The sequence below is a fragment of the Burkholderia sp. PAMC 26561 genome (assembly GCF_001557535.2).
In the GTDB taxonomy this organism is placed as follows: Bacteria; Pseudomonadota; Gammaproteobacteria; order Burkholderiales; family Burkholderiaceae; genus Caballeronia.
Genome location: NZ_CP014306.1, coordinates 1,463,308 through 1,476,546 on the forward strand (window position 1 = coordinate 1,463,308; position 13,239 = coordinate 1,476,546).

13 protein-coding genes are annotated in these 13,239 nt (G+C 60.9%); 5 read left to right on the plus strand and 8 right to left on the minus strand.

Annotated elements, in window-relative coordinates; genetic code table 11:
- Positions 1–34: 34 nt before the first annotated feature.
- From AXG89_RS06910 to AXG89_RS06925, 4 genes are all read right to left on the minus strand, one after another.
- Complete coding sequence (locus tag AXG89_RS06910; RefSeq protein WP_056358215.1) at positions 35–292, minus strand: BTH_I0359 family protein; 258 nt, start codon at positions 290–292, stop codon at positions 35–37.
- A 119-nt stretch (positions 293–411) separates the two neighbouring features.
- Entirely contained in the window at positions 412–1,200 is a 789-nt protein-coding gene (locus tag AXG89_RS06915) for an alpha/beta fold hydrolase (protein WP_062168785.1), read from the minus strand.
- 153 nt (positions 1,201–1,353) lie between these two features.
- Positions 1,354–2,553 carry a DUF3108 domain-containing protein gene (locus AXG89_RS06920; RefSeq protein ID WP_062168787.1) on the minus strand — a complete coding sequence of 400 codons (1,200 nt, stop codon included), beginning with the start codon at positions 2,551–2,553 and terminating at the stop codon, positions 1,354–1,356.
- A 129-nt stretch (positions 2,554–2,682) separates the two neighbouring features.
- Entirely contained in the window at positions 2,683–3,549 is an 867-nt protein-coding gene (locus AXG89_RS06925; protein WP_082771350.1) for an IclR family transcriptional regulator, read from the minus strand.
- A gap of 104 nt (positions 3,550–3,653) precedes the next feature.
- On the opposite strand from AXG89_RS06925, the gene AXG89_RS06930 reads away from it, so the two are divergent.
- From AXG89_RS06930 to AXG89_RS06945, 4 genes are all read left to right on the plus strand, one after another.
- Positions 3,654–4,655 carry a fumarylacetoacetate hydrolase family protein gene (locus AXG89_RS06930; RefSeq protein ID WP_062168791.1) on the plus strand — a complete coding sequence of 334 codons (1,002 nt, stop codon included), beginning with the start codon at positions 3,654–3,656 and terminating at the stop codon, positions 4,653–4,655.
- Between the two features lie 74 nt (positions 4,656–4,729).
- On the plus strand, positions 4,730–5,911 hold the full coding sequence (locus tag AXG89_RS06935; protein WP_062168793.1) for an ABC transporter substrate-binding protein: 1,182 nt from the start codon (positions 4,730–4,732) through the stop codon (positions 5,909–5,911).
- A gap of 34 nt (positions 5,912–5,945) precedes the next feature.
- Positions 5,946–6,773, plus strand: a complete 828-nt coding sequence (locus AXG89_RS06940) for an enoyl-CoA hydratase/isomerase family protein (RefSeq protein WP_062168795.1) — start codon at positions 5,946–5,948, stop codon at positions 6,771–6,773.
- A 45-nt stretch (positions 6,774–6,818) separates the two neighbouring features.
- On the plus strand, positions 6,819–7,499 hold the full coding sequence (locus tag AXG89_RS06945) for a PhaM family polyhydroxyalkanoate granule multifunctional regulatory protein (RefSeq protein WP_062168797.1): 681 nt from the start codon (positions 6,819–6,821) through the stop codon (positions 7,497–7,499).
- Between the two features lie 28 nt (positions 7,500–7,527).
- On the opposite strand, the gene AXG89_RS06950 is transcribed toward AXG89_RS06945, so the two are convergent.
- The 4 genes from AXG89_RS06950 to AXG89_RS06965 are packed head-to-tail and all read right to left on the minus strand — an operon-like array spanning position 7,528 to position 11,492.
- Positions 7,528–8,061, minus strand: a complete 534-nt coding sequence (locus AXG89_RS06950) for a chalcone isomerase family protein (protein ID WP_061998297.1) — start codon at positions 8,059–8,061, stop codon at positions 7,528–7,530.
- Positions 8,062–8,072: 11 nt separating this feature from the next.
- Positions 8,073–9,362 (minus strand): SAM-dependent methyltransferase, encoded by a 1,290-nt coding sequence (locus AXG89_RS06955; protein WP_082771352.1) that lies wholly within the window; start codon positions 9,360–9,362, stop codon positions 8,073–8,075.
- A gap of 7 nt (positions 9,363–9,369) precedes the next feature.
- The gene (locus AXG89_RS06960) at positions 9,370–10,203 is read right to left on the minus strand and encodes a DUF1365 domain-containing protein (protein ID WP_062168798.1); all 834 of its coding nucleotides are present in this window, start codon (positions 10,201–10,203) and stop codon (positions 9,370–9,372) included.
- A complete protein-coding gene (locus AXG89_RS06965) occupies positions 10,200–11,492 on the minus strand; it encodes an NAD(P)/FAD-dependent oxidoreductase (RefSeq protein WP_062168800.1) in 1,293 nt (430 codons plus the stop codon). The genes AXG89_RS06960 and AXG89_RS06965 overlap by 4 nt, the downstream gene beginning before the upstream one ends.
- 355 nt (positions 11,493–11,847) lie before the next feature.
- Here AXG89_RS06965 and AXG89_RS06970 point away from each other — a divergent pair, with 355 nt between their 5' ends.
- Positions 11,848–12,777 carry a MerR family transcriptional regulator gene (locus AXG89_RS06970; RefSeq protein ID WP_069638339.1) on the plus strand — a complete coding sequence of 310 codons (930 nt, stop codon included), beginning with the start codon at positions 11,848–11,850 and terminating at the stop codon, positions 12,775–12,777.
- Positions 12,778–13,239 lie beyond the last annotated feature (462 nt).

The following is a 13,239-nucleotide window of genomic DNA, read 5'->3' on the forward strand; positions in this document are numbered from 1 at the left end:
GCGGGTGTTCTTGCTGCGCAGTCGGGGCGCTACGTTAGTGAAGGATCACCGGCTGGTTCATCAATATGTCGAATTGGCCGAGAAATTCATCGACGTCTTCAAGCGATTGCTCTTCCTGCATCAACTTCTGAACATGCTCGCGGAATCGTGCGGCAAGCGCTCCGTCGATAAAGATTTCGCGCTGCATGGTCTTGTCCACGATCTCGTAACCCCCCGCCTTCATGGCGAGATGATTGTCCTGCGGCGGGAACTCGACTACGCAATAGTTGGGGCTGTTGTAAATCATCTGCATGGCGACACTCCTTATTCCTGTTTGCCCGTAAGGCGTTTCTGCGTCTTACATTGAGCGTTTGGGTTGGAATTCAAGGGGTGGCCTCGACGTTGATTCCGAAAGCCCATCGAGGACCTTTGTTAGACATTCTCCCGCAAAAATGTTTCCAGAAGAGCCACGAAACGCTGTGTTTCTTCTACCGGGGACAGATGTGCCGCGTCAAGTATTTCAAATTTTGCACCAGGTATTGAATCCGCCACCACTTTGGACTGCGCCGGCGGTAAATCAACATCGTGTTCACCTGCAACAACGAGCGTGGGCGCACTAATCGACGCCACTCGCCCTCGCAGATCGAAATCCCTGATGGCTTCGGCCACTTTGGCGAAACCTTCAACGGACGTCCGTGCAACCATTTCGCCAACATGTTCGACCACTTCAGGATGCGCTTTTCTGAACCGTTCCGTCAGTACGCTTTGTACCGTAGCTTCCACGATACTCGACGTGCCGTTTTGCCGCACGTTGGCTGCACGCTTGTCGAAATCCGGCTTCATCTCGCTCGTTGTGAAAACCGGAGCGCCTGCAACGGTCAGCGTGTTCACCTTGTCCGCATGGTCGACTGCGAACTGCTGAGCAATCATCCCGCCTGCCGACAACCCGACCAGATGCGTCGATGTCACGCCCAGCTTGCTCAACAGCTCGGCAAGATGACCGGAAAGTGCTTCGATGCTCAATGGTTCCGTGGGCGCGGCGCTTTCACCATGTCCGGGAAGATCGTAACGCAGTACCGTGTAGTCATCGCGGAAGTAACCCGCGATCTGGTCCCATACCGATAAATCGCCTGAAAGATGATGGGCCAGGGTCAGCCATGGACCACCACCTTCGTTGCTCACAACATAACGCGTGTCGATACCGTTAATCGTCACATGCATACTGGCTCCGTTGGAATGCGGGTTCAGTTCGGGATCGAACCTTGGTTGCACAACCGCGCGCCTGGAGTCGTCTGCATACCTTCTTAACGGATGTTTCCGTTGCAATCTTTAACCCGTTTGCATGCGTTGTGACTGCATGAAACATGCTGCGGGTCAGGGCTTGTCGGGCTCGGGCGCGCCGGGTGTTGCATCAGGAGTCGCATCCGCCGTGCCCGCACCCGGCGTGGACGAAGGCGGCTGAAGCTTGCCGCGCCAAAGCAGTTCGATCTGCAAGCCGTTGGGCTCGGTTTGCACGATACGAACCGGCAGCCATCCAATCGATGGCGCAAGCCAGATGTCGAGACGGCGACGGTCGTTGTCGCGTCTTGCGAGACGCGTGAAATGACGCGCCTGTACGTTGCCGTCGCGGGCTTGCACGTTTTCGTCGCCGACGGTTTCTATCGGCCAGAGCTCGTTGCTGTCGTTGTCCGCGACGCTGAACTGGCGCACGACGCCGGGTTTGTAGGTATCGGGTGAGCCGCGTACCAGGCTCGCAAGTTGCATCACGACGCTGAAACGATCCTGCGCGCCGTCGACAAGCGGCTGGCTGTTCGGCGTGCGCGTGTAGACGAGTTGTTTCGTGCTGCGATCGAAGACGGTGATGTCGGCGGCCCGGCGGCCGCGTTGTTCCGAGTATTGCTCGGGTGCGATGCCGAAGCCGTCGATATGACCCTTGCTCGAATACACGAACGGTCCGACGAACGGCAATGGAATCGATACGACCATCTCGTAGTGTTGCGCCAAATTGATCCAGTGGATCGTGCCGGTCTGGTTCATGACGCCGTTGATCAACGTGTCGTAGCGGAGGTCGCCGGTGGGCGGGACGTCGAATTTATCGCCGGAAGCGGCTGGTTTTGCAGCCGCGGCCGATGCCGCTTGCGCGGCTGCTGTATTGCTGGCGGCTTTTGCGGCGGCCTGGGCCGCTTGTGCGGCTTGAGCTGATTGTTGGGCCTGAGCGGCTTGCGCTGCTTGTGCGGCTTCAGCAGTTTGTTGTGCTGTCGTGATGGCGTGCGTCGGCTGGGCCGGTTGCGGTGCTGGCTTCGGTGCCGGCTTCGGCGGCTGCGCAGGAAGCGCCGGTGCCTGCGCAACGGGCTTGGGCGTCAGCAACTCCACTTGCACCGGGACATGCTCGGCGGGCGCGGGATTCGATACATTCCGGCTCCTGTCCACCCAGCGTCCCGCAGCCCAATGCAGGGCCAGAACTGCAAGCAGCACGGCAAGCCACAAGGTCCATCGGAAGGATGGAGCGGCGGATGACTCATCGGACGAGGCGCCGGATACAGTGCGACGGCGGCGAAGCAAAGAGAACGGCATCAATAAGGTCGGAAGCGTTCGGGCAGAAAAGGAGCGTGAATGGATGTGAGCCATTGGCGCCAACGCCAATGTGACTCATGCGTGCGCCGCGGCGTTCCGCACACGCTGCAAATCAGGCGCATTGAAATCTTACCGTTCTCCCGGCTTGTACCCGAGTTCGTAAGAAAGCTGGCCGGCGCATTCGCGTAAGGCGGTATCGATGTCGCTGCCCCAGCGGGTATCGAACGATCCTTCATGACCTAGCGCAATCAGTCCGAGCGCGAGATCGCCGGTTGAGTCGAACACGGGCATGCAGAAAGCATGGATCCCCGGCAGCAACATGCCCTCGACGCGCGATGCACCGTGCGCGCGGATCTCGGCGAGCAAGGGTTCCACATCTGCCATGGTCTGGCGCGTGGCCTCGAGTTCGCGATCGAGCATCGCCTGCGTCTTGCTGCGCGGCAGGCACACGGCAAACAGCAAACCCGTCGCCGATGACAACAGCGGCATGACATCGCCAAGCTTCAACGATGCCTTCGCTGGATGGCTCGATTCCATCCAGTGCACGACTGTCGGGCCATGATTGCCCCATACCGCGATCCCCACCGTCTGGTCCAGCCGGTCGCGCAAATCCGTCAGTGCGATACGCGCGAGCTTCACGCCATCCACGCGTGCAAGGCGGGCAAGACCCATCTGCAACGCGAAGCCGCCAAGCTCGTAGCGCCCGGAAACCGGATCTTGCGATACCGCGCCGAGCCGCAAAAAACTCACCAGATACCGGTGTGCTTTCGCCGGACTCATCCCCGCGCGCTGGGCGAGATCGCGCAGCATCATGGCGCGCGGCTCGTTGGTTAGCACGTCGAGCAGACGGAAACCCACCTCGATCGACTGAATGCCGGAACGCGACTTTTCCCCGGCGGTATCGGAGGAATCTTCCGCGTCGGCGGGTTCGAAAGCCGGTGGTTCCAACCGTGATTTCAACCTTAAGGACGATGCTGGACGGCTGGGAGATGACATGAAGAAATCGATTCCGGCACAAACCGGGCGGTAAAAACGGGGTGGACACGATTCACCATCGTAAAATAGATTTCCTCCATCGTCACTAAACGTCGAAACGCTCTATGAAACTTGCCACGCTGAAGGACGGGACGCGCGACGGCCAACTGGTCGTCGTATCACGTGATTTGCGCACGGCCGCCATTGCGGACGCGATCGCGCCGACGCTGCAACGCGCGCTGGACGACTGGAATTTCTACGCGCCGCAATTGCTCGATTTGTCGGACGCACTCAATCTGGGCCGTGCCCGCCATTCATTCACGTTCGATGCCAAAGCGTGCATGGCGCCGCTGCCGCGCGCATTCCAGTGGGCCGACGGCTCGGCCTATGTGAACCACGTCGAACTCGTCAGGCGCGCCCGCAAGGCAGAAATGCCGCCCGAGTTCTGGACCGACCCGCTCATGTACCAGGGCGGCGCGGATGATCTGCTTGGACCTGCGGATGACATCGTGTGTGCGTCGGAGGCATATGGGATCGACTTCGAAGCCGAGGTCGCCGTGATCACCACCGACGTTCCGATGACCACCACACCCGCCGAAGCGCTCAGGCACGTACGCTTGCTGATGCTCGTCAACGATGTCTCGTTGCGCAACCTGATCCCGGCTGAACTGGGCAAGGGCTTCGGTTTCTTCCAGAGCAAACCCGCGACCGCGTTCTCGCCGGTTGCCGTCACGCCCGACGAACTCGGCGATGCCTGGAGTGAAGGCCGCGTCCACAGACCGATGATCGTTCACTGGAACAACAAGAAAGTCGGCCAGCCCGATTGCGGCACGGACATGGTGTTCGACTTCGGCCAGTTGATTGCGCACGCGGCGAAGACGCGCAACGTGCGGGCGGGATCGATTGTCGGTTCGGGCACGATCTCGAACAAGGACGCAAAGCGCGGCTATGCGTGCATTGCGGAGAAGCGGTGCCTGGAAACCATCGAGCACGGCGCGCCCGCGACCGAGTTCATGAAGTTCGGCGACAGCGTCAAGATCGAAATGTTCGATGACGCCGGCAAGTCGATCTTCGGCGCGATCGATCAGTCGGTGGTTGCCCTGCACGAGCAAAACGCCATCCAGTAACGGGTTTCGCCCGATGCGCCCGGATGCTGCGCCGCCCTACACTTAGCCGCATTGTCCATAACAAGGAGATTTCAATGCATTCAGGCGGGGGATGGGGCGCGGCATTCAGGCGGCTGGCGGCAGCAAGCGCATTGATCACGGTTTCGGCGGCTGCGTGGGCGCAGACGCCGCATGTGAAGATTGGGCTGGTTTTATCGCTGACGGGACCGGCCGCGTCGCTCGGCATTCCGGCGCGCGATACCGTCGCGTTGCTGCCGAAGGAAATGGGCGGACGTCCGGTGGATTACATCGTTCTCGACGATGCATCGGACACCACGCAAGCCGTCCAGACCACGAAGAAGCTCATCTCCGAAGATCATGTGGACGCGATCATCGGGTCATCGATCACGCCGAATTCGCTTGCCATGATCGATGTCGTCGCCGATGGCAAGACGCCGATGATCTCGCTCGCGTCGTCATCGAAGATCATCGAGCCCGTCGATGCCAAGCGCCACTGGGTCTTCAAGACGCCGCAAACCGATGCCATGATGGCGTCCGCCATCGCCGAACATGCCAGCAACCATGGCGTCAAGACAATGGCGTTCATCGGGCAGGCCGACGCGCTCGGCGAGACGTTCTACACGGAAGTGTCGAAGTTCGCCCAGCTTCACAAGATCACGATGGTCGCCAACGAGCGCTTCAACCGCACGGACACGAGCGTGACCGGGCAAGTGCTGAAGATCCTCGCGGCGAAGCCCGATGCCGTGGTCGTGGGCGCGGCGGGAACGCCGGCCGCACTGCCGCCAAAGACCTTGCGCGAACGCGGCTTCAAGGGCCCGATTTATCATAACCACGGCACGGGCAACCGCGATTTCCTGCGCGTATGCGGCGCCGATTGCAACGGCACGTTCCTGCCTACAAGCCCGGTGCTGGTCGCGTCGCAGTTGCCCGACGATCATCCGGCCAAACGGCTCGCGCTCGACTACATCAAGCTGTATGAGACGAAGTATGGCGCGGGCACGGTATCGGCGTTCGGTTCGTATGCATGGGACGCGGGCATGTTGCTCAACCGGGCAGTGCCGATTGCGATGAAAGCGGGCGCGCCGGGCACGCCGGAATTCCGAAGCGCGCTGCGCGACGCGCTGGAAGCCACGAAGAATTTTGCGGACACGAACGGGCTGGTCAACATGACGCCGAACGATCATATCGGGCTTGACCAACGGGCGCGCGTGATCGCTGAAATCGAGAACGGCAAGTGGGTTTATCAACCGCGCTAAGAACCTCAACGCCAATCATCAAATCCGTCAAACCATGAGCGATCTTTCTCTTTACTCGCAATACACGTCGCTGGAATTGCGCCGGCACGAGCACGGCGTGCTCGAAATCATCATGAACGGCGCGGGCGCAAATAAGAGCGGACTCGCGACGGCCGATGCAAACACGCATCGCGAGCTTGCCGATATCTGGCGTGATATAGATCGTGATCCGGACACGCGCGTGGCGCTGATTCGCGGCGAAGGGAAGGGTTTCTCGGGCGGTGGCGACCTGCATCTGGTCGAACAGATGGCCTCCGATTTCGATGTCCGCGCGCGTGTCTGGCGTGAAGCGCGCGACCTTGTCTACAACGTGATCAACTGCAGCAAGCCGATCGTTTCCGCGATGCACGGCCCGGCTGTCGGCGCGGGTCTGGTGGCGGGGCTGCTCGCGGATATATCGATTGCCGCGAAAACGGCGCGCATCATCGACGGTCATACGCGGCTCGGCGTCGCCGCCGGCGATCACACGGCGATCGTGTGGCCGTTGTTGTGCGGCATGGCGAAGGCGAAGTATTACCTGCTGTTGTGCGAACCGGTGAGCGGCGAAGAGGCGGAGCGGATCGGGCTGGTATCGCTGGCAGTGGATGAAAGCGACTTGCTGCCAAAAGCGTTCGAAGTCGCGAATCGTCTGGCTCAAGGCTCGCAAACGGCCATCCGCTGGACCAAGTATGCGTTGAACAACTGGCTGCGATCGGCGGGTCCCGCCTTCGATACGTCCCTCGCGCTCGAATTCATGGGTTTCGCCGGGCCCGACGTGCAGGAAGGCATCAAGTCGCTGCGCGAGAAGCGCGCGCCGGATTTTCCGGGCGGCTCGCCTTTTTGATCGGCGATCATTGAATCCATTGCGCAGCACCAAGGAGCAAGTCTGATGACCGATACACCCGGCGGTACACCGCCCTTCGGAAGTTTTCCCGGCATGTCCGGTTTTCCTCAGGGCGACATGATGGAAAAAATGTGGGACATGATGAAGATGAATCCGTTTGCGGCGGCGGTATCGTCGAGCGGATCGCCTTCGCTCTCCATGATGTCGGACATGCTTGCTCCGCTCACGAACGTCGAGGAACTCGACAAACGCATCAAGGACATGCGCGCCGTCGAGCAATGGCTCAAGCTCAACCTGAACATGCTGCAATCGGCGATTCAGGCGCTGGAAGTGCAGCGCGCGACGCTCGCGACGCTGCGAGCATTCGGCGCGTTCGCGCAGTCGTCGGTGGACAGCGCGAGAAACTCGGCTGCGGCGTCTTCGTCGGCGTCTGCCGGGGCCTGGCCTGCGCCACCTCTAAGGGAAGAACAGCCCTCGCCGGAAGCGGAAGCGCCGAGCGAAGCCAGCGCGAACGACGCTTCATTCGATCCCACCGGCTGGTGGAACATGCTCCAGTCGCAGTTCAACAACCTGGCGACGCTCGCGATGGCGCAGCAACCGGCTGCATCGGATTCGGCGAATGAGGACGTCGAACCGCCGAAAGCCGCCGCGCCCAAAGCGCCGGGAAAATCCGCTGCCAAGAAAGCAACCGCAGCCAAGCCGGCGGCGAAAAAAAAGCCGCTGTGAAGCGGCGTTGATCATGAGTCGGCGCGGATTACTGCGCCGCCCCATTTGCCAGCAACTGATTGCGCAACCCCGGCGCCGATGTCCGCGGATCGAACCAGATCGAGAAAAACGCGCGGGCGAAGTCATCGCCGGGAATCGTGCCGATGACCTTGTCGTCTGCATAAAAAGTCGTGCCGCGCTCGGGCACGAACACGCCGACAACATGGTCGCCAGGCTGTACGTCCGGAAAAATCTTTTCCAGTTCCTGCTGCCATTCCCGCGTCTGCGACTTGCTCGCGAGTTTCAGGTCGTCCATCTCTTCGCGGCCCCGTTTTGCAATAGACGCGCCTTTGAATGGCCGCGCATATTCGATGTCGAGCGCGAACGGCCGCGCCGTCAGTTCCTTGCTCGACAGACCTGTTGGGCCGACGTAAAGCCTGGCATCGTAGATATGAAAGCCGTACATGCGCAGTTCGCCCTCGCCCTGAACGCGCGCTTGCGGAATCGTCTGACGCACGAGCGGCGCGGCATCGAAGGCAAACGCCTGCAGCGGCAAGACCAGCAGCATCAGCGCCGCAGCCATGAACCTTCGAATCAGGCGTGTTCCAGCGTGAACTGGATCACGTCGGTGTTCGAGTGCGCGAAAGCGGCCTCGCAATAACATAGGTAAAAGTCCCACAAGCGGATGAAACGTTCGTCGAAGCGTTGCGCGCGGATTTCGTCGAGGCGCGCCACAAACGCATTACGCCACAGCTTGAGCGTGCGTGCATAGTCCTGGCCAAACGAGAGCTGATTGACCACTTTCAGCCCGTGGCGTTCGGCAGCCTGCATGAAGACAGCCGGTGAGGGCAGCATGCCGCCTGGAAAAATATATTGCTGGATGAAGTCGGTGCTCGTGCGGTAACGGTCGAACAGGGCGTTATCGATGGTGATGGTCTGCACGCATGCACGTCCGCCGCGCTTGAGGTTGCGCTTGATGCACTCGAAGTAGCTCGGCCAGTATTCCTCACCCACGGCTTCGAACATTTCGATGGACGCAATGGCATCGAACTGGCCGTGGGTATCGCGGTAGTCCTGCAGGCGCAAGTCCGAACGATCGCCGAGACCCGCGTCCGTCATGCGCTGCTGCGCGTACGCAAGCTGTTCGGTGGACAACGTGAGACCGGTGACGCGCGCTTTCGCTTCGCTCGCCGCGAGTTCGGCGAACCCACCCCACCCGCAGCCAATTTCCAATACGTTCAAATCGACGCCGTCGAGCTGCAACTCGTTCAGCAGGCGCCGGTACTTCGCGCGTTGTGCATCGGCGAGGGTCTGGTCGGGCGTGCCGTCGAAGAGCGCGCTCGAATAGGTCATCGTGCTGTCGAGCCAGAGCTTGTAGAACGCGTTGCCGAGGTCGTAATGCGCGTGAATGTTGCGCCGGCTGCCTTCCTTCGTGTTCGCGTTGCGCAAATGGCGCAGGCGGTTCGTCAGCTTGCCGAACCACGAGCCGTAGATCACCGCTTCAATGGTCGTGCGATTGCGCACCATGATGTCGAGCAGTGCGGCGAGGTCGTCCGTATGCCAGTCGCCGGCGAGGTAAGTCTCAGCAAAGCCGATATCGCCACTCTTCAGCGCCGCCGCGCACACATTCCAGTTCGTCAGCACGACGCGGGCGTGCGGTGCGTTCGCGGCTGCGGGTTCATCGGCGGGCTGGCCGTAGCGGCGCGTGGTGCCGTCCGGCAGGTGGACATCAAGAACGCCGTATTGCAACTGGCCCAGCAACCTGAGCACCACGCGCGCAGCCGCCGGTTTGTACAACGCGCGGTGCGTGCGCAAGAGCGGCCGGATGAACCAGGACGCCGCGGGACTTCGAAGCGATGAAGGAGAGGAGGGCTGAGTCGACATTTGCAAGTCACCTGGTCGGCAGTTCGGCCCGCTCGTGCGAAACATTCGCGGACGGCGGATTGGGTTTGCTCAGGAACGGCACGCGTTTGATGAACAGCTTCAGCGCCTGCCAGTGAATTTTCGCGACGACGCCAAATGTCATCAGCGGATAACCGAAGAACACACGCAGCACGTTGGCTGAGTCAAGCGCACGCGCTGTGCCCGCAATGCTGGTCAGCAGAAGGGGACCCTCGTCGTCTTCATAGTCGATGCGCGCGAGCGAGCGCATCGGCTTGCCGTGTTTCGGCGGCGCGAACATGAAGCGGAACGTGTAGCGGCCCTCGACCTTGCAGAACGGCGAGACGTGGAAGACCTTGCGCGCGGTGAGCGGTGTGCCGTTCAGAATGCCGCCGCCGGGGTCGAGCAAATAGCAATGGCGCTCGCCGAACGTGTTGTTCACTTCGCAGACGACGGCGCGCAACGATCCATCTCCACGTTCGCAAAACCAGAAGCTCACGGGATTGAACACGTAGCCGAGCACGCGCGGGAAAGCCTGGAGGTAGATCTCGCCGTCGGCATCCTGGATGCCGTTGTCATGCAGCATCGATTCGATCCACTGCAGCGCCGTTTGTCCGGGTACGCCGTGGTCACTGTCGTGAAAGCTCAGCAAGCCGAAGCGGTTGTACGCGAACATGCGCGAGTCTTGCAGCGTGCCTTGGGCGAGCCGCGCAGCGCGGGCGCGCAGCGGCAGGCGCAACGTGTAGACGCCGTAGGCAAAGGCGTTGCGTGCCGGGCGCAGGCGCTTATGGCGCACGGGGCCGACGAGCAGCAGGTCAGGTGAATTGAAAACGGGCGCTTTCATGCTGCAAGCGCCGGTTCATCGCGATTCAACGCGATGGCTGTCAATCTGGCCGCCGCATCCAACCCGGATTTCAGGCCGTCCTCGTGGAAGCCGTAACCCGTCCATGCGCCGGCGAACCAGGTGTTGCGCGCGCCTTGTATGGATGGCATGACGCGTTGGGCCTGGACCGCCGCTTGATCGAACACGGGATGGCTGTACGCGAACTCGCGCAGCACGGTTTCGGGACGCGGCTCACGAACCGGATTCAGCGAAACGATCACCGGAGTTTTGAACGGCAACGGCTGCAGCTTGTTGATGAGGTAATGCACGCACAACTGCGGTTCGGCGCCGAGTTCGCCGGTACGGCTTTCGTAGTTCCATGCCGACCACGCGCGCTCGGCCGGCAACAGCGACGCATCCGTATGCAACACCGCGCGATTCGGCGCATAGCCGATTGCGCCGAGGGTCACGGTTTCATCGTTCGATGGGTCGGCTAATAGCGCGAGCGCCTGATCGCTGTGGCATGCGAGCACGACGTGATCGAAGTGTTCGATACCCCGCGTGCTTTCGACTTCCACGCCAAACGCCCCGCGTTTCACCGATGTCACTGGCAGCCCGGCATGGGCATCGCCGATGGCGGGCAACATCCGCCGCACGTATTCCCGTGCGCCGCCGTTGACCGTGTGCCATTGCGGCCGGTCGTTGACTTGCAGCAGGCCGTGGTTATGACAGAAGCGGATCAGCGTGCCGATCGGAAACGCCATCATCTGCGTGGTCGAGCATGACCAGATCGCGCCGATCATCGGCAGCAGATACCAGTCGCGAAACGCAACCGAATACTTCTCACGTTCGATAAAGCGGCTTACCGGCTCGGCGAGTTCAACGTCCTTGCCGGCGAGCGCCATGGCGGTCGTCGTGCGGTTGAAGCGCAGGATATCGGCGAGCATGCGCAGGAATGCGGGGCGCAGCAGGTTGCGGCGCTGCGTAAAGACTGTGTTCAGGTCGCTGCCGGCCCATTCCAGATGTTTATCCGTTACCGCGACGGAGAACGACATGTCGGTTGCGGTCGTCGGGACGTCGAGTTCCTGGAACAGCTTCACGAGATTCGGATAGGTGCGGTGGTTGAACACCAGGAAGCCCGTGTCCACCCCATGCGTCACGCCGTCCAGCGTTACGTCCACCGTGTTCGTATGGCCGCCGAAATACCCGTTGGCTTCAAACAGGGTGACGTCGATACCCGCCTGGGACTTTGCCAGCCGGTATGCGCACGACAACCCCGAAATCCCCGCTCCGATTACCGCAACCTTCATGACGTTGCTCCGTGTGTCTTTGTCTTGTTGTCTGTTTCCGGCGTCTTTTTGCGCCGTGAAACGTCCCGCGTCGCTCCTCGACGGTCAAGGTGATTTACGCAATATCCACTGCGCTGGATGCAAGGCCAGGCAATTAATGTCCATGCCCTGGCAACGGTTTGTCCACTACAAAATACAAAACTCGTCTATGATCAATCATGTTGCCAATCGTTGAGAATGTCCATATATATTAGGTCTAAGGCGATTTCGCTGCAGTCGTCACAATTTTTAGGTCGCAATTTTGTCCATGACAAATACATCGGAAAGTAATCTGCCCCTCAAAAATGGCAGCCTCAACGCCGGCGATGGAGAAGCCATGGCGACGCAGTTGGACGGCGTTGGCGTAGGTATCGGCATTGGTGCGATCGCGCACGAGATCGGACTGACCAAGGACACCTTGCGTGTCTGGGAGCGGCGTTATGGATTTCCGCAACCGTTGCGCTCAACGGGCGGCGAGCGGCTGTATCCGCAGGAGCAGGTGACCAAGCTGAGGCTCGTCAAGCGTTTGCTCGATGCGGGTCATCGGCCGAGCAAGGTATTGCCCCAATCCATCGCGCTGTTGCAGCAACTCGCCGAAGATTCGGGCGTGGGGCAGGACGCGCCGGATGTGGAGCTGGACAAGATGGTGGAGCTGCTGCGCTCCGGCCGATACGACGACTTTCGTTTCGAGCTGCTCAAGCGCGCCACGCGAGAGGGCCTTGCGCATTTCGTGCTGGACGTGGCGGCGCCGCTGTCGGCGCGCATCGGCAACGCATGGGCCGCCGGGACGTTGCAGGTCTATCATGAGCACCTTTTCAGCGAAGCAATGCAGGTCACGCTGCGCTCGCTCATGCGTCCATTGTCCGAAGCGTTGCGTGGCCGCGGCGCGCATCCGCGCGTGTTGCTCACGACGCTGCCCGGCGAGGGTCATGGCCTGGGCATCCTGATGGCCGAGGCCATGTTTGCGCTCGCCGGGTGCGAATGCATTGCGCTGGGCGTACAAACACCGCCGCAAGACATCATCGATGCAATCCCCGCGCACGAGGTCGATGTCCTCGCGTTGTCCTTCTCGGCGTCCGTCCCGGTGCAGTCCGTGGTGAACGGACTCACGGATCTGCGCCAGGCGCTGCCGGCGAAAGTCGCAATCTGGGTTGGCGGGAGCAGTCCTGCGTTGCGACGCAAGTTGCCGGACGGCATTCTCACTGTGAACGGGCTTGCGCCGATTGAAGAGGCCGTCGCCGAGTGGCGTCAGAACGCCATGCTATGATCGGCGCGGCTGTTTGCCGTGTTTCGGTAGTCGCATCAAAGGACTGCTGGCGGTGTATGCGGGTTCACACCGACGCATCAGAGGGAACGGTATGCGTCTTGCGCCTGTCATAACCGGAAGGCATGCTCAGGCGGCTGTGCTGGATGCATCTGGACCGCTTTTAAGAGCATCCTAAATAGTTTCACTCGAGCTCCATACAGCTCGCGCTTCGTACTTACCTCAGGCACAGGGTTCGCTCCTCACCCACGGTAGACATTGCTTACCGCCCAATGCGGCGGAACGGCAACGGGCAAATCGTCGCAGATGGACGCGACAGGCGCTTCTTTACCGCTTTTGCATCTGGGCGCCTGATTCCCGCGTAAAATTGAAAGCTTCGCTGCTGGCGGCGCGGATGACCGCGCGGGCTGGCTACAGTTACAACAGACAGAATCGTCGCACTATGTTGCAATCCAGGGGTGGACT

Excerpts from the sequence above, each read along its gene's own strand:
- AXG89_RS06970 (WP_069638339.1), top strand. The coding sequence starts at position 11,848 with ATGGCGACGCAGTTGGACGGCGTTGGCGTAGGTATCGGCATTGGTGCG.
- AXG89_RS06965 (WP_062168800.1), bottom strand. The coding sequence starts at position 11,492 with ATGAAGGTTGCGGTAATCGGAGCGGGGATTTCGGGGTTGTCGTGCGCA.
- AXG89_RS06930 (WP_062168791.1), top strand. The coding sequence starts at position 3,654 with ATGAAACTTGCCACGCTGAAGGACGGGACGCGCGACGGCCAACTGGTC.
- AXG89_RS06940 (WP_062168795.1), top strand. The coding sequence starts at position 5,946 with ATGAGCGATCTTTCTCTTTACTCGCAATACACGTCGCTGGAATTGCGC.
- AXG89_RS06945 (WP_062168797.1), top strand. The coding sequence starts at position 6,819 with ATGACCGATACACCCGGCGGTACACCGCCCTTCGGAAGTTTTCCCGGC.
- AXG89_RS06960 (WP_062168798.1), bottom strand. The coding sequence starts at position 10,203 with ATGAAAGCGCCCGTTTTCAATTCACCTGACCTGCTGCTCGTCGGCCCC.
- AXG89_RS06925 (WP_082771350.1), bottom strand. The coding sequence starts at position 3,549 with ATGTCATCTCCCAGCCGTCCAGCATCGTCCTTAAGGTTGAAATCACGG.
- AXG89_RS06935 (WP_062168793.1), top strand. The coding sequence starts at position 4,730 with ATGCATTCAGGCGGGGGATGGGGCGCGGCATTCAGGCGGCTGGCGGCA.
- AXG89_RS06920 (WP_062168787.1), bottom strand. The coding sequence starts at position 2,553 with ATGCCGTTCTCTTTGCTTCGCCGCCGTCGCACTGTATCCGGCGCCTCG.
- AXG89_RS06910 (WP_056358215.1), bottom strand. The coding sequence starts at position 292 with ATGCAGATGATTTACAACAGCCCCAACTATTGCGTAGTCGAGTTCCCG.
- AXG89_RS06950 (WP_061998297.1), bottom strand. The coding sequence starts at position 8,061 with ATGGCTGCGGCGCTGATGCTGCTGGTCTTGCCGCTGCAGGCGTTTGCC.
- AXG89_RS06955 (WP_082771352.1), bottom strand. The coding sequence starts at position 9,362 with ATGTCGACTCAGCCCTCCTCTCCTTCATCGCTTCGAAGTCCCGCGGCG.
- AXG89_RS06915 (WP_062168785.1), bottom strand. The coding sequence starts at position 1,200 with ATGCATGTGACGATTAACGGTATCGACACGCGTTATGTTGTGAGCAAC.